Genomic DNA, 15,878 nt, shown 5'->3' with positions numbered 1-15,878 from the left:
GACGACGCCGTGCCCTGCGCCGCCACCCTGTTCCGCAAGCCGGCTGTCGGTGCGCCATCGCGCAGGACCCGCCTGTCCTGGCTGTTGGTCGCGCCGCTTCTGTTGTTGGTGGTGGCGGGGTTTCTCGTGCCGATCGGCTACACAATGACCCGGGCAGTCGACAATGCCGAGGTGACCGGGGCGCTGCCGCGCACTGTTGCGATGCTCGAGCGCTGGGACGGCAACGGGTTGCCGTCCGAACAGGCCTTTGCCGCTCTGGTTGAGGATTTGCGCGGTGCCGACGATGCGCAGGCCTTTGGGGCGATGACCCGGCGGCTGAATTTCGAACTGAGCGGTGCGCGATCTGTCATGCGGGCGACGCGTCGCCAGTTGGACAGTCTGACCCCGCCCTATGCCGAAAGTCTTCCGACCGCGGTGCCCGATTGGGACACGCCGCAGTTGTGGCTGTTGATCAAGACCAATTCCAACCCCTTTACCGCCAGTTTCCTGTTGCGGGCGCTTGACCTTCAGGTCACGCCCGAGGGCCAGATCGAACCGGTGCCGCACGATCGCGCCATCTTTGTCGATCTGTTCCAGCGGACCTTCTGGATTTCGCTCTGGGTGACGGTGTTTTGCGTCCTGCTGGCCTATCCGGCGGCCTATTATATCTCGACCCTGTCGGATCGGGGGGCGCGCTATGTGATGTTGCTGGTGCTGGTGCCGTTCTGGACCTCGATCCTGGTGCGCACCACTGCCTGGTTCATTCTGTTGCAGCGCGAAGGGCCGATGAACGCTGCGTTGGAGGGGCTGCATATCACCGATGCCCCCTTGCAACTTATCTTTACTCGTTTCGCCGTCTATGTGGCGATGGTGCATGTGTTGCTGCCGTTCCAGATCCTGCCGCTTTACAGCGTGATGAAACGGCTGGGGCCTCAGTATCTGCAAGCCGCGGCCTCGCTCGGGGCGTCGCCCTGGCGGCAGTTCCGATCTGTCTATCTGCCGTTGACCATGCCCGGGGTCGCCGCCGGTGCGGTGATGGTCTTCATGCTGTCGGTGGGGTTCTATGTCACGCCGGCCCTGGTGGGTGGGCTGCAGGACCAGATGATCAGCTATTATATCGCCTTCTACACCAACCAGTCGATCAACTTCGGAATGGCGGCGGCGCTGTCGTTGCTGCTGCTGGTCTTTACCGGAGCGCTGGTTGCTGCGGCGCGTCGGCTGACCCCGCACATCGGCCCCGGTCCGCGGGAGTGAGCGGCGCATGAGGCATATCCTGATCGCGATTGCCGCCTGGGCGGTGCTGATCTTCCTGGTGGCGCCGCTTCTGGTGATTTTCCCGTTGTCGTTTTCCTCGGGCAATATCCTGACGCTGCCGGTGCCGGGCTATTCGCTGCAATGGTATCGCGATTTCCTGTTCGATGGACGCTGGCTGCCGGCGGCCTGGAACAGCATGATTGTCGGCCTGGCCACGATGACCCTGGCGACGGGGCTGGGCACTTGCGCGGCCTATGGGCTCAACCTGTCGGAGTTCCGTGGCAAGCGGTTCGTGCTGATGGTGTTGTCGCTGCCGATGGTGGTGCCGCTGATCGTCACCGCCGCATCGATGTTTCTGGCGTTCTCCGTGGTGGGGCTGACCAATTCGCTGACCGGGCTGATCGTCGCGCATACCATCATTGCGGCGCCCTATGTGGTGATCACTGTGCTCGCCTCGCTCAGAACCTTCGATCCCGATCTGATGCGGGTGGCGTTGTCGTTGGGAGCGCCGCCGCTGACTGCCTTTCGTCGGGTGGTCCTGCCGCTGATCCTGCCGGGGGTCGCCTCGGGGGCGATTTTCGCCTTTGCCATCTCGTTCGACGAACTGGTGATTGCCATCTTCATCTCCGGGCCGGGAGAGGTGACCCTGCCGCGTCAGATGTTCGCGGGGCTGCGCGAATTTCTCAGTCCGACCATCGCGGCGGCTGCGGTGATAATGATCGTGCTGTCTTTTGCCCTGTTGTTCGTCAGCGAACTGATCCGGCGCCGGGCCGAGCGGATGACCTCCGCCCGGCTGAAGACCCCGGGCGGGCCGCCGTCGCCAGAGCGCAACGCCGGCCCCCGGAAAGCTCTCAGGTGATCTGAAGCGAGCCCTTGGCCGCCATCAGCAGGTCGATCACATCGGGGGCGGTGATGATCTCATACCCGGGCACCATCTCTTCGGCGGTAAAGCCGTTGTGGATCATGCAAGAGCCGCAGATGCCGATGCGGCCGCCGGCGGCCAGGAATTGCTCCAGCAGTTCGGCGGCGGGCGAGAAGGGTTTGCCGATGTCGATCGGGTCGAGCATGGCGGGTTTGCCCAGCTCCACCGCCTCGACCATCAGCAGGACCATGGCGCTGTGGCCCTTCTTCAGCGCGTTCAGCGCCATGGTGAAGGCGACGGTGATCTTGTTGGGGTTCGAGGTGCCATCGAAAAGCGTGGCGACGAAATCCACCGTTTGCATGTCATTCTCCTTTCGGGCGGGAAAGGCCCCGCTGCCGGCGGAGCTTCCCGCGAAACGAACGAATTCTCAAGATGGAATATGTCGCAGGTCCGGTGCCGGCGCGAAGCCGCCCGGACCCGCGCCGGGGATCAGGCGGCGACGCCGCGGTCGATCACCAGATTGGCGTAGATGTTCGATCCGACTGGCAACATCGCATCGTCGATGACGAACGCCGGATTGTGCAACTGCACGTCGCCGCCATGACCGACAGTGCAATAGGCGCCGGGCACGATGCGCAGCATGTCGGCGAAGTCTTCGGACCCCATCACCAGTTCGTCTGTCATCTCGGTCTTGGCCTCGCCCACCACCGGGGCGGCGGCGCGGATCACTGCATCGGCCAGTGCCGGATCGTTTTCCAGCACGTCGAAGACATTGCGGATATCGACCTGGACCTCGACGCCATACCCTTTGGCGAGGCCATCGCAGAGCGCGCGGATACGCTCCGAGATCAGCTTTCCCACCTCGGAGTGGAAGAAGCGGATGGTGCCGCCCAAGGTGGCCGTTTCGGGGATGACGTTATAGGCCGCGCCCGCGTTCAGCTTGGTGACCGAGATGACCGCCGGCTTGGTCGGCGGCACATTGCGCGAGACGATGGACTGGAGCTGTTGCACCAGGTTGGTGGCGATCACGATGGGATCGAGACTGCCTTCGGGGCGGGCGCCGTGGCTGCCGCGGCCGGTGATCTTGATGTCGAAGAAATCCGATCCGGCCATCGCCTTGCCCTGTTTTATGCCGACGACATCCGGGCTTTGGTGCGGGGCGTTGTGCATGCCGTAGATTTCATCGCAGGGGAAGCGATCGAACAGCCCGTCGGCGATCATCGCCCGGGCTCCCCCCAGGCCTTCTTCTGCGGGTTGGAAGATGAACACGGCGGTGCCGGCGAAATCTCGGTGATCGCTCAGGTATTTCGCGGCGCCCAGCAGCATGGTGGTATGGGCGTCATGGCCACAGGCATGCATCACCCCCGGCGTTTTCGAGGCATAGGGCAGGTTGGTTTCCTCGTGAATCGGCAGCGCGTCCATATCGGCGCGCAGCCCGATGGTCTTGCCCGGCTTTGAGCCCTTCAGCACGCCGACCACGCCGGTCTTGCCGATGCCGGTGGTGACCTCGATCCCCCAGGATTTCAGCTTTTCGGCAACGATGCCCGATGTGCGGACTTCCTCGAACCCGAGTTCGGGGTGTTCGTGCAGATCGCGGCGGATGGCGGTCAGATCGTCGGCATAGGCGGCGATTTCGTCGATGACGGGCATGTGGTGATCTCCCAGTTTGCTGGCGCGAGTGTTGTCGTTTCGCACGGAAACACAAGCCGTAGCTGTCGGGCGACGCGTTGCCAGAGGGGCTTTCCTCCCGTTCTGATCGAGCGACGGGCAACTGACGCCATTCGGGGCGTTTCCGGGCATCGCCATGGTTCCCGGGGGAAATTTATTTTGTCTGTCAAAAAGTCGTGTCATAAAATTGTTACAATGCGGGGAGGGTCGAGCCATCAGGTAATATGGGATTTTTGTCATGCGCCTGCGTATCGGGCGCGTCAGCCGGGGCGTCGCCGCACAGTCTGGGAGGGGGCGGCGCTGAAAATTGTCATATTTAAGTAACAGCCAGATCCTATGCAGCCGCAACTCTCTGCCAACGAGGAATATCATGACCAAGTTTCGCACTACTGTTCTGACGGCGCTTGTCGCATCCGTCGCGCTGGCCTCGCCGCTTTTTGCCGCCGGCACTCTGCGGATCGGTTTGCAGCAGGAGCCCACCGTTCTCGACCCGACCAGCGACGCAACGGCTTCGATCTCGGGGATGCTGGTGCATAATGTCTATGAGTCGCTGACCACCGTGGACGAAAGCGGGGCGGTGCTGCCGAACCTGGCGCAGAGCTGGACTATTTCCGACGATGGGCTGACCTATACCTTCTCCCTGGTCGAGGGGGCCAAGTTTCACGACGGCACCAGCTTCGATGCCGATGACGTGAAATTCAGCTTTGATCGCGCCATGGCGGAAGGGTCGCTGAACCCGACCAAGAAGATTTTCGAGCCGATCGAAAGCATCACGGTGATCGACCCCAAGACCATCGAGATGAAGCTGAAGCGCAAGGATGCATTCTTCCTGTTCAACATCGCGCAGGGCGCGGCATCGATCCTGGCGCCGGAGAGCGCCGAGAATGATGCCACCAAACCCGTCGGCACCGGCCCTTTTGTCTTCGATGGCTGGACCCGAGGCGACCGGCTGACGCTGAAGAAATACGCCGATTATCGCGACGCCGCTGATGTGGCGCTGGACAAGGTCGAATTCCGTTTCATCTCCGATCCCGCTGCCGCCACTGCCGCGTTGATGTCGGAAGAACTCGATGCCTTCCCGGGCTTCCCGGCGCCGGAACTGCTGGATCAGTTCGAGGCCGACCCGCGCTTCAAGGTCGTCGTCGGCTCGACCGAGGGCGAGGTGATCCTGGCCCTGAACAACTCGAAACCGCCGTTCAGCGATCTGAACGCGCGTCGGGGTGTTTCCTATGCCATCGACCGAAGTGAGATCATCGAAGGCGCGATGTATGGCCGCGCGGTGCCGATCGGGTCGTTCTATCCGCCGCACGGGCCGGCCTATGTCGATCTGACCGGCATGTATCCGCATGACACCGCCAAGGCCAAGGAACTGTTCACCGAAGCCGGTCTGGAAGGCGGCGAAGTCACCCTGCGGGTGCCGCCCTTCCCTTATGCGACCCGCTCGGCCGAAATCGTGCAGGCGGAAATGGCCAAGGCCGGGGTCAAGGTGAAGGTCGAGAATGTCGAATGGGGCTTCTGGATCGACGAGGTCTATAAGAAGAAGAATTACGACATGACCATCATCGCCCATACCTCGCCCAACGATCTGAGCAACTTTGCCAAGGGACCGAATTATTTCTACGGCTATCACTCGGACGAATATGACGCGCTGTGGAATGCCATCAACACCGAGACCGATGACGACAAGCGGCATGAGCTTGAGAAACAGGCGCAGGTGTTTATCGCGGAGAACGCGATCCATGCCTTCCTGTTCCAGCTCCCGCGGCTGGCGATCTATCGGCAGGGGGTGAATGGCTTCTGGACCTCTGCGCCGGTGCTGTTCCAGCCGCTGGCTGGCGTGACCGTTCAGTAATCCATCACTCAAAACCCGTGTCGGGGGTGATTGCCTCCGGCACTTTTGGCTTTTCCGCATGCAAGTATTCCTGATCAAACGCACGCTGGGCTTCCTGACCACGATCCTGGCGATCTCGGTCATTGTCTTCCTGGTGATGAACGTATTGCCCGGCGATCCGTCGGTCACCATTCTGGGTATCGATTCCTCCGAAGACGCCCGCGCCGCCCTGCGCGCGCAGCTCGGGCTCGATGATCCGATCTGGCAACGCTATCTGCACTGGATCTGGGGGGTGGCTCAGGGCGATTTCGGCACCAGCTATTTCTTCCGTGTGCCGGTGGGGGAGCTGATCGCCGAACGTCTGCCGTTGACCCTGTCGCTGGCGGCTTTCGGCACCCTGGCGACGGTGGTTCTGGGGATCGTTCTGGGTGTGATTGCGGCGGCCAACCATGGCCGTGCCGGCGACTGGATCATCATGCTGCTCAGCCAGCTTGGCATCGCCATCCCGGCCTTCTGGCTGTCGATGCTTCTGGTGCTTCTCTTCGCGGTGAAGCTGCGCTGGCTGCCGCCCGGCGGCTTTCCCGGCTGGGACGAGCCGGTGGCGGCGCTGCGGTCCCTGATCCTGCCGACCACGGCGCTGGCACTGGTGCAATCGGCGGTGCTGGCGCGGGTGACGCGGTCTTCGGCCTTGGAGGTTATGCGGCTTGATTTCGTGCGCACCGCGCGGGCTACCGGCATGACGCGGGGCCGCATCCTTGGCCGGCATATCCTGCCCAATGCCCTGGTGCCCATTGTCACCATCGTCGGCATGCAGGTCGCCGCCGTGGTGACCGGGACCATCGTGATCGAAAACGTCTTCTATCTGCCCGGGCTTGGCCGGCTGGTGTTCCAGTCGATTTCGAACCGGGATCTCTTCACCGTGCAGGCGCTGGTGGTGCTGTTCGCCGCCATCGTGGTCACGGCGAATTTCCTGGTGGATATCGCTTATGTGCTGATCGATCCGCGGCTGAAGGGACGGCTGTCATGACCCGCGCGATCAATCTGAGGATCGGTGCGGGCCTGGTGCTGGTGCTGACCGTCGCGGCGCTGCTGTCGCTGGTCTGGACGCCCTACGATTATACCGTGCTGAGTGTCACCCAGAAATTCCGCCCGCCCTCGGCGGATCATTGGCTGGGCACCGATCAGCTTGGCCGTGATGTGGTCAGCCTGCTGATGGCGGCCTCGGTCAATTCACTGGCGGTGGCCTTCATCTCGGTCGGGATCGGCGGCAGCATCGGCACCGCGCTGGGGCTGACCGCCTCGGCCTTCGGTGGCTGGGTCGAGACCGTGATCATGCGGGTGGCGGATCTGGGCTTTGCCTTTCCGGCACTGTTGTTCGCGATCATGCTGGCGGCGGCCTTCGGCCCGTCGCTGACCAACGCGATCCTGGCGATTGCCTTCATCAACGTGCCGATCTTCACCCGGGTGGCGCGGGGCGCGGCGAATCAGATCTGGACGCGGGATTACGTGTTGGCTGGTCGCGCCGCCGGTGCCAGCCAGTTCAGCCTGACCATCGACCATGTGCTGCCGAACATATCGGCCACGCTGATCGTGCAGGCGACGATCGAATTCGCCGTCGCCATCCTGGCCGAGGCGGCGCTGAGCTATCTGGGCCTGGGCGCGCAGCCGCCGATGCCCTCCTGGGGGCGCATGCTGAACGAGGCGCAGACGCTGATGTATCTGGCGCCGCAACTGGCGATCTATCCTGGGCTTTGCATCATTGCCGCCGTGCTGGGCTTCGGCCTGCTGGGCGACGGGCTCAGGGATATCTCCGATCCCCGACTAGCGAGGGCGCGCGCATGATCGAGGCGGAGAACATCTCGGTCGCTTTCGGCGAGGCCGAGGCGCTGCGGCGCGTGTCACTTAGCCTGCGTCCGGGCGAACGGCTGGGGCTGGTCGGCGAAAGCGGATCAGGCAAGTCGATGCTGGGGCTGGCGCTGATGGGCATGTTGCCGGAGGCGGCGCAGATGACCGGGCGGCTGGCGATCGACGGCCATGATCTGTCCCGGGCCACCGATAACGAATGGCGCGACATGCGCGCGCGCAAGGTGGCGATGATCTTTCAGGAACCGATGATGGCGCTGAACCCGCTGCGGCGGGTGGGCGACACGGTGATGGAACCCCTGCGGCTGCATCTGGGCCTGAGCAAATCCGACGCCCGCCGCCGGGCGCTGGAGCTGTTCGAGGAGACCGGCATTCAGGAGCCGGAGGAGAAGCTGCGGCAATACCCGCATGAACTCTCCGGAGGTCAGCGGCAGCGGGTGCTGATCGCCTTGGCCCTGGCCTGCGATCCGGGCATCCTGATCGCGGACGAGCCGACCACCGCGCTCGATGCGCATGTGGCGCTCAGGATCACCGATCTGCTGACCCGGCTGGCGCGGGATCGCGGCATGGTGCTGGTCTTCATCAGCCACGATCTGGCCGCCGTCGCCCGCACCGTCGAGACGGTGGCGGTGATGTATGGCGGCGAGATTGTCGAGAAGGGGCCGGTGGCGCAGGTGCTCTCCGACCCGCGGCACCCCTATACCAAGGGGCTGCTGCATGCCCGCCCGACCATCACCGGAGGCGAACTGCGCAAGCGGCTGCCGATGATCCCGGGCAATGTGCCGGCGCTGGCCGATCTGCCGCATGGCTGCCGCTTCTCTGGGCGCTGTTCGGTCGAGCTGCCGCAATGCGCCGAGGTTCGCCCGGCCCTGCTCGGGATTGGCGGCCTGCGCGCCTGCGCCTGTCATCATGTGCCGGAGGTGGTGGAATGAGCGTGCTTCTGGACATTCGCGGGGTCACCCGCCGCTATCCCCGCCCGCGCAAGCAGCTCTTTCATCACGAGGAAGCGCTGGTCGCGGTCGATAACGTCACGGTCCAGATCACCCAGGGCCGTACCCTGGGCATTGTCGGAGAAAGCGGCTCGGGTAAATCGACGCTGGCGCGGATGGTCATGGCCTTCGAGGCGCCGGATGAGGGCGAGGTGCTGTTCGAGGGCAAGAACATCCATGCCTTGGGCAAGCGCGAGCTGCAGGCGCTGCGGCCCGAGTTCCAGATGATCTTTCAGGATCCCTTCGGATCGCTCGACCCGCGCCGGTCGGTCGGCTGGTCGGTGGCGCAGCCGCTGCGCGCCGCCGGGATGAAGCCCGATCAGGCGCTGATCCTGAAAACGCTGGAGCAGGTGGGGCTGCGCGCGGCGGATATCGACCGTTTCCCGCATGAATTCTCTGGCGGGCAGCGGCAGCGGATCGCAATCGCGCGCGCCATCGTGACCAGACCCAAGCTTCTGGTCGCGGACGAAGCTGTTTCGGCGCTCGATGTCTCGGTGCGGGCGCAGATCCTCAACCTTTTGATGGATCTGCAGGACGAGATGGGGCTTGGCATTCTCTTCATCAGTCATGACCTCGCCGTCGTTTCCAGCCTGTGCGACGATCTGCTGGTGCTCAGGAACGGGGTGGTCGTCGAACAGGGGCTGGCGGGCGATATCCTGAACAACCCGGGGCACGAATACACACATACGCTGCTGACAGCGGCGCAACTGGAATTGCAGGGGGAGCATGCGGCATGACCCGCTTTCTACATCTGACGGATATTCACCTGACCGCGCCAGAGGCCGAGGACCCGCATCAATACGCCGATACGGTAACGGTGCTGGCGCGGATGGTCGAGATCGCCAAAGGCATCACCCCGCGCCCCGATTTCATCGTCGCCTCGGGTGATCTGACCAATGTCGGCGACGCCGCGTCCTATCGCCTGCTGCGGCAGATGATGGCGCCGCTCGATATGCCGGTGCTCTATGCCCTGGGCAATCATGACAAGCGCGAGGGGTTCTTTACGGTCTTCCCCGATCATGCGGCAGGGCCCGAGGGGACGCTGGATCATGATGCGGTGATCGGCGGAGTGCATGTGGTGGTTCTGGACAGTCTGCAACCCGGTCAGGTCAGCGGCGGGCTGAGCCCGGCGCAACTGGCCCATGCCGAGGAGATGCTGGCGCACCATCCCGATCTGCCGAAGCTGGTGGTGATCCACCATCCGCCGCGGCTTGACCCGCAGGCGCCCTATGTTTGGGAAACCTTGAACGCGCAAAGCACGGCGCGGCTGGGCGATCTCTTGGCCGGTCGCAACGTTCTGGCGGTGTTGGCGGGGCATATCCACACCAACCGGATTGCCCTCTGGCGGGGCATTCCGGTGGTGACCAGCATCGGCCAGCAATCCGGTGTCGATGAGAAATTGGACCTTGGCATGACGATTCTTGAGGATGGCGGTTTCGCGATCTGCGATCTGCTGCCCGACGGGCTTCAGGTGACCTTTTCGTCGCTGGCGGAGCGAGGCGTGATCAAGCGGTTGCCGGACGAGACGTTGCGTGGCTTTTCCTGAGGCGCCGGAAGTGCGGACGACGCGTTGGGCGGATGGCTCGCCATGTGTCGCGTCGACTGCATCGCGGGGATTTGACCAAATTCTGTGCGTTCGGGAACTCCTTAACAATTGTACGTTTTTCATGACGGAGCCGGGGCAGGGTGGCTTGGCCGTCGCGGGGCGTGCGTCATGGCGCCTTGCGGTCAGATTCGCTTCAGTGGTCCCGGCAATCGGTTTCCCTTGAAAGTAGAGCGTTTCCGGCTTGGGTTTTCGCAGGCACCACCGTAGCCTGCACCAATGACCAGGAGGGAGCCGATATGACAGATAGAGCCGCCCGGGGCGTGGCATTTTGCCTGATGCTGACGGTGGGGGGGCTGAGCGGGTCCGCGACAGCCCTGGCCGGCCCGGGCGAACCGCCCGCTGCGTTGGGGGCCAGTCCCTTGCCGGATCAGGTGGAAAACCGGTTCTGCTATTTCTCGGGGTTGGCCTATTCGCCGGGGTCGCTGATCTCGGTCGAGGTTCCCGTGCGTCGTGAGGTGGTGACCGATCGGCCCCGCAAGGCGCTGCGCTGTGTATCTGACGACAGCTCTCAGGGGCGGTTCTACTGGCATGAACTGGATCCCGACGAAGGCGACCCCTTCCGCAACTAAGGCTTGTGTTCGCCGCCGGGCGTTAGGGGGCGGCGGTCGTGGGGAGAGCCTGAGTTGTCGGGTTGTGGATAATTTTCCTAAAATGCAAACATCTCACGGGGTCCAAAACTCGGTCAAATTTGCGCCATATTTCTCCCCCCTAATGCAACCTGAAGAGTAGAGCAGGGTCACCTTAATGGTCGAATCGGACCGTCAGGGTGGCAAACAGGAACATGGCGCAGAAGTGCCCGACCGAGACGTAACTGTCGGACGAAGATCGGCAGAACGACTGGAGAGAAAAATGAAGATCCTCGCTGTCGATGACGACGAACTGATCCGGGAACTTCTTCTCGCAACGCTGGAGGCGCATGGCTACAGTGATGTCGTCCTCGCGGAGAGCGGCGAGGATGCCCTGCGCAAAATCGCGATGGCCAGCACCCCGTTCGACGTGTTTATGTTCGATATCCAGATGCCGGGCATGGACGGGATCGAGCTTACCCATCGGGTGAGGGAAATGGCGATCTATCGTAGATCTCCCGTGGTGATGATCACCGCGATGAATCAGAAAGACTATATTGATCGGGCCTTTCTTGCCGGCGCGACCGATTATGTCACCAAGCCTTTCGACACCACCGAAATGATCACGCGTATCCGGCTGGCCGATCGGTTGCAGGCAGAGATGCAGCGTACTGCCATCGCCGCGGCGGCGCCCGCGCGACCGGAAAAACAGAAAAGCTCCTTCGCCCATCCGATCGCGATCGAAGAGATCAAGGGCTATGTTTCGCAAGGGGTTCTGCAGAACTACGTGATGATCATGAAAGAGCAAAAGCAGTTCGCCATCGGTGCTTTTGCCATCCGCGTGCCCGAGCTGGAGCATGTTCACGCGGGATCGACGACGGAAGAATTCGCCTATGTGATCACTGATGTGGCCGAGGTGATCTCGGATGTGCTGGTCGGCAGCCAGGCCTTCGTGACTTATGTCGGGGCTGGGGTGTTCCTCTGCGTCGGGCCGAAGCGGTCGCTGCCCGAGGTCGAAACCATGCAGGATCAGTTGATCAGCATGCTGAACGACCCCGATCTGGTCTATTGTGAAGACGTCAAAACCAGCTTTTCCGCCCAGATCGGTGCGGTCGCTGCTCCCAAGCTGCTGGAGCGTCGCGAGGATTTGCGATTTCTCGAACGGGCGGTGGAAAATCTAAAGCAGTGCCCGGCTCATGAGGCCCTGGGGCTGGGCCGGGCCGAACGCGCCGCCGGGCGCTTTGTTTCCGCTCATGCCGCGTGATCGCGGGCCAGCCCCGAACCAAAAATACTGGAACGACGGGGCGCCTCGGCGCCCCTTTGTTGTCCTGTCGCATCCCACTTCCTGCATTTGGCGCCATAGCGTGTCCAATCCGCACCAGTCGGGGGCAATCGTTAACAAATTCCTCACTTTCTATACTCGCCTTAAACCTGGACAGGTTATCAGCGTTCTGCCGTGGGCGACCTCGAGCATCGCCGCGGCCAAGACGTCAGTAAGTGCGAGAAACGCGCTAAGAGGTGCAAGAATTGCGCCAGGCACTGGGCAGAACGGGTTGGTACGGTCAAATGGTTCAAGGGTTGGACGCCGATAGGGCGGCGCAGCTTGACGCCGGGTTGGCGCGTGTAAGGGCACGGTTCATTGCGTCCCTTTCGGATCGCATAGACGGGTTTTACGAACTTCTTGGCGGCTTGCAGGACGGTGGTGACTGGCAAGATGTCACAGCGGATCTGCGTGCGAATGCGCATAAGCTTCATGGCATTAGTGGCAGCGTCGGTTTTGCGGATATCGGCAAAAAAGCTGCTCGTCTTGAGGCGCGAATCGACAGTCTGACAGGCACGCCCGCGTCGGCCGATCTGGTCGAGATTCGCGGATTGTTGAATCAACTGCTCGATACGATGGAGCAGAGCTTGGATGCGGCCTGACGCGGCAGAACCAGTCATGGGGCGCATGTGGCGTCGGTCCTTGCGGGGGCTGGCGCTTTTTCTGATTTGCGCGATCTGCTGGATCTCCGGACTGCAGGGGCCTGTTCTGGCGCAGTCTGCCGCCCCCGAGACGTTCCGGATCGGTGTCTTGTCGACCGAGGGGGCCACCCGCACGCTTGAGGCCTGGGCGCCGACGGCGGCATTTCTGAACGAGACCGCCCAGCAGCAGGGGTTGCCCTATCGGTTCAGTATCGAACCGCATACGCTGGCTTCCTTGTCGGATGTGGTCGAACAGCACAAAATCGAATTCGCGCTGACCGATCCTGCCTCTTATGTCGCGACCGAGGTCGAGGATGGGGCGCGGGCGCTGTTGTCCACTGCCAGGCAATGGCAGGGGCGCACCTATGATATGACCGGGGCGTTGATCTTCACCCGCGCGGAAAGCCCGCTGCGGGACCTGCGTCAGCTTGCCGGCAAGCGGGTGATGGCGGTGGCCCCGAATGACTTCGGGGGCTGGTGGCTGGCGGCGCAGGAGTTCCGAAAGCGCAGGATGGAGCCCGAAAAGGCCCTGTCCGAGCTGGTGTTTTCCGGCGGCAATCAGCGCGAGGTCGTCTATGCTGTGCAGTCCGGGTTGGTTGACGCCGGCGTGGTGCGCGCCGGCCTGCTGGAGGATCTGGCGGACCAGGGCGCCATCGCGCTGAAGGATTTCGCGCCGGTTTCCGCGATGCCGACCGAGGATTATCCGTTCTGGGTTTCGACGCCGCTTTATCCTGAATGGGTGTTGTCGGCGCTGCCCGATGTGCCTGAGCCGGTTCTGGCGATGGTGATCAACGCGCTGCTGACCGTCGATGTCGACAGCCCCGAGGCCGCGGCCGCCGGTGGCATGGTCTGGCAGGCGCCGCAGAACTATCAATCGGTGCATGACCTGCTGATTTCACTGCGGGTGCGGCCCTATGAAAACTATCTGCTGCAGGCGGCAAACCGGATTTTCCGTACCTATCGGGCGCCGATCCTGGGCGGCATCATCCTGATTCTGCTGTCGCTGCTGTTTCTGGCCTATGAACTGCGCCGCAACATCCGTCTGGCCGAGCAGCGCCGCAACGTTCTGCAATCCGAGGTGCGGTCCAAGGTCTTCTATCGTAACGCGATCGAGGAACACACGGTGTTCTGCATGCTGGCCCAGGACGGCAGCATCTCGCATGTCAATGATCGCTTTTGCTCCATCGCCGATCAGGCGCGGTCGCGGCTGCTGTCCCGCAATCTTTCAGATCTTCTGTCCGAGGACGATCGGGACGGCGCGCTGAGGGACATCATGGCGGCGATGAGGGCGGGAACCTCCTGGAGCGGCGCGCTCAAGCTGGTGAAGGCCGACGGATCGGCGGCCTTTGTGCAATGCACCTGCATTCCGGTCACGGGCAGCGATGACAAGCTGAGCGAAATTGCCGTGGTCGCCTCTGACGTGACCAAGACCCGCAAGGGGATTTCCGAGGAGCGGTTCAACGACACGCTGGAGCTGATCGAGGATCAGGTCGTCGTGCTGCGGCCGAAGACGCTGGAAGTGCTGTATTGCAATCAGGCAGCCATGCAGCGCCTGATCAAGGGGCGGGTCGGTGGCAAATGGAAGGGGCGCAAGGTTGGCGATTTCATCACGTCGGACGATCTGCGCGCGTTGGAGCTGCGCCGGGATGCGCTGGCCGCCGGGCCGCAGCGCCGCATCACCTGGGAGGTGACGGCGCAATCCGGCACGCCTTATGAAATCAGCCTGGAATATGTGCAGCCCGATCAGGACGAACCGCGGCTGATCGCGATTTATCGCGATATCACCCAGCGGAAGGTGGCCGAAAAGGCCAAGAACGAATTCATCTCGACGGTCAGCCATGAATTGCGCACGCCGCTGACCTCGATGAAGGGGGCGCTTGGGCTGGCGCTGTCGGGGTCGATCGGCGACATGTCCGATCCGGTCAAGAAGATGGTGTCGATGGCCAGCTCCAACTGTGATCGTCTGGTCATGCTGATCAACGACATCCTCGATCTCGAGAAGATCGAAGCCGGTAAGATGGACTTCAAGATGGAGCCTCTGAACTTGGCCGATCTGATCGCCTCGGCGATTGAGGCGAACAGGTTCTATGCTGAAAAGTTCGGTGTCACCCTGCGCGCCGATATCGACAGGACCGACGGAGAGCTGATCACCCTGGGGGATCGTAATCGGCTGATGCAGGTGATGGACAACCTGATGTCCAATGCGTCGAAATTCTCGACCAAGGGGGGCGAGATCATCGTGCGGCTGCATCCCTATATGGGGGCGCTCAGGCTGTCGGTGCGCGATTACGGCAGTGGCATTCCGCAAACCGCGCAGGCGACCATCTTTGAAAAATTCACCCAGGCCGACAGTTCCGATACCCGTTCCAAGGGCGGCACCGGTCTGGGGCTGTCGATCGCCAAACTGATCGTCGAGGAGCATAAGGGGAACATCTTCTTCGTCAGCGAAGAGGGGGTCGGGACCGAATTCTTCGTTGATCTGCCGCGCCTTGAGGACGAGGCGCTGATCCCGGTGAAGGCGGTGCCGCTGGGGGTGGGAGGTGCTGTGGATGATGCAGCACAACATCAGGCGATTGCCGCGCTGGAAGCCGAGGACGATGCATTCCGCCGTCTGATCGTCCTGCTGCGCAAGGCCGGTGCTCAGGTCGAATTCGAAACCGGCCGGGTTACCGCCAGCCAGGTTGCCAAGGGTGTTGGGGTGCTGGGGCAATCGTCAGTGTTGACCTGGCTGAACGAACAGGGGCGTGGGCTGTTGGCGGCGCTGTGCGACAAGGAGCTGCTGGACAGCCGGGCGGTGTCGGTAATCGAGGCGAGCCCGTCGGGCAAGCCGGGGGCCGAACAGATCCTGCGCCCCGAAGGGCAGGCCGAGGTGCTGGCCGACTGGCTGCAGGGCCTGGGGCGCGACAAGATGATCCGGGTGCTCGAGATCGACGGCGGTGATGGCGCTTTGCCCTCGCGCGAGGATGTGGTGGTCGCGCGGGTCGGGACCATGGCGCAGGCGCAGAAACTGGCCTCTGAAGACCGGTTCGATCTGCTGATGTTCAGTGACCTGAGTGGCGAGACGCGGGTCACTGCGCTGCTGCCGCTCAGCGGCGGGCGGTTGCCACAGGATTTGCCGATCATGGTGATCGCCGCACGTGGTGCCGGCGCCGAAGGTGGCCGCGGCCTGGTGTCGAAATTCTCGCGTCCGGCGGAAACGGCGCGTGGCAAGGCGCGGCGCTGGGCGGCTGGATCATAGGTTTACAGGGTGGCAAAACCATCCGGGCAACGCATCTGGATGGGCCAGAAACAAGAAGAA

General features: G+C 62.8%; 14 protein-coding genes. 12 read left to right on the top strand and 2 right to left on the bottom strand.

The features are described 5' to 3' along the window. Positions 1-9: 9 nt before the first annotated feature. Entirely contained in the window at positions 10-1,233 is a 1,224-nt protein-coding gene (locus tag G455_RS23335; RefSeq protein ID WP_051312166.1) for an ABC transporter permease, read from the top strand. Between the two features lie 7 nt (positions 1,234-1,240). Then, positions 1,241-2,092 (top strand): ABC transporter permease, encoded by an 852-nt coding sequence (locus G455_RS23330; protein ID WP_084436992.1) that lies wholly within the window; start codon positions 1,241-1,243, stop codon positions 2,090-2,092. Here the strand turns inward: G455_RS23330 and G455_RS0104410 are convergent. Next, a complete protein-coding gene (locus tag G455_RS0104410) occupies positions 2,085-2,456 on the bottom strand; it encodes a DsrE family protein (protein ID WP_028092574.1) in 372 nt (123 codons plus the stop codon). The two genes, G455_RS23330 and G455_RS0104410, sit on opposite strands and share 8 nt — an antisense overlap. A 128-nt stretch (positions 2,457-2,584) precedes the next feature. Further along, positions 2,585-3,745, bottom strand: coding sequence for a M20 aminoacylase family protein (locus G455_RS0104405; RefSeq protein ID WP_028092573.1), 1,161 nt, complete (start codon positions 3,743-3,745; stop codon positions 2,585-2,587). Positions 3,746-4,133: 388 nt separating this feature from the next. Here G455_RS0104405 and G455_RS0104400 point away from each other — a divergent pair, with 388 nt between their 5' ends. The 10 genes from G455_RS0104400 (at position 4,134) to G455_RS23315 (ending at position 15,818) form a co-directional block, all read left to right on the top strand. Beyond that, the gene (locus tag G455_RS0104400; RefSeq protein WP_028092572.1) at positions 4,134-5,615 is read left to right on the top strand and encodes an ABC transporter substrate-binding protein; all 1,482 of its coding nucleotides are present in this window, start codon (positions 4,134-4,136) and stop codon (positions 5,613-5,615) included. 58 nt (positions 5,616-5,673) lie between these two features. After that, a complete protein-coding gene (locus G455_RS0104395; RefSeq protein ID WP_028092571.1) occupies positions 5,674-6,621 on the top strand; it encodes an ABC transporter permease in 948 nt (315 codons plus the stop codon). Beyond that, complete coding sequence (locus G455_RS0104390; RefSeq protein ID WP_028092570.1) at positions 6,618-7,436, top strand: ABC transporter permease; 819 nt, start codon at positions 6,618-6,620, stop codon at positions 7,434-7,436. The genes G455_RS0104395 and G455_RS0104390 overlap by 4 nt, the downstream gene beginning before the upstream one ends. Continuing rightward, the gene (locus G455_RS23325; RefSeq protein WP_051312164.1) at positions 7,433-8,389 is read left to right on the top strand and encodes an ABC transporter ATP-binding protein; all 957 of its coding nucleotides are present in this window, start codon (positions 7,433-7,435) and stop codon (positions 8,387-8,389) included. The genes G455_RS0104390 and G455_RS23325 overlap by 4 nt, the downstream gene beginning before the upstream one ends. Continuing rightward, entirely contained in the window at positions 8,386-9,183 is a 798-nt protein-coding gene (locus G455_RS0104380; protein WP_051312161.1) for an ATP-binding cassette domain-containing protein, read from the top strand. The genes G455_RS23325 and G455_RS0104380 overlap by 4 nt, the downstream gene beginning before the upstream one ends. After that, positions 9,180-9,992, top strand: a complete 813-nt coding sequence (locus tag G455_RS0104375; protein WP_035366092.1) for a metallophosphoesterase family protein — start codon at positions 9,180-9,182, stop codon at positions 9,990-9,992. Before G455_RS0104380 ends, G455_RS0104375 begins: the two co-directional genes overlap by 4 nt. Positions 9,993-10,288: 296 nt before the next feature. Next, positions 10,289-10,621, top strand: a complete 333-nt coding sequence (locus G455_RS0104370; RefSeq protein WP_154664342.1) for a hypothetical protein — start codon at positions 10,289-10,291, stop codon at positions 10,619-10,621. Between the two features lie 280 nt (positions 10,622-10,901). Next, positions 10,902-11,882 (top strand): response regulator, encoded by a 981-nt coding sequence (locus G455_RS23320; protein WP_051312159.1) that lies wholly within the window; start codon positions 10,902-10,904, stop codon positions 11,880-11,882. Between the two features lie 263 nt (positions 11,883-12,145). Beyond that, on the top strand, positions 12,146-12,541 hold the full coding sequence (locus G455_RS0104360) for an Hpt domain-containing protein (RefSeq protein ID WP_154664341.1): 396 nt from the start codon (positions 12,146-12,148) through the stop codon (positions 12,539-12,541). Further along, positions 12,531-15,818 carry a PhnD/SsuA/transferrin family substrate-binding protein gene (locus tag G455_RS23315; protein WP_084436990.1) on the top strand — a complete coding sequence of 1,096 codons (3,288 nt, stop codon included), beginning with the start codon at positions 12,531-12,533 and terminating at the stop codon, positions 15,816-15,818. The genes G455_RS0104360 and G455_RS23315 overlap by 11 nt, the downstream gene beginning before the upstream one ends. Positions 15,819-15,878: the final 60 nt, after the last annotated feature.

This window comes from Pseudodonghicola xiamenensis DSM 18339 (genome assembly GCF_000429365.1).
In the GTDB taxonomy this organism is placed as follows: Bacteria; Pseudomonadota; Alphaproteobacteria; order Rhodobacterales; family Rhodobacteraceae; genus Pseudodonghicola; species Pseudodonghicola xiamenensis.
This window is presented reverse-complemented; position numbering and strand designations above follow the sequence as displayed.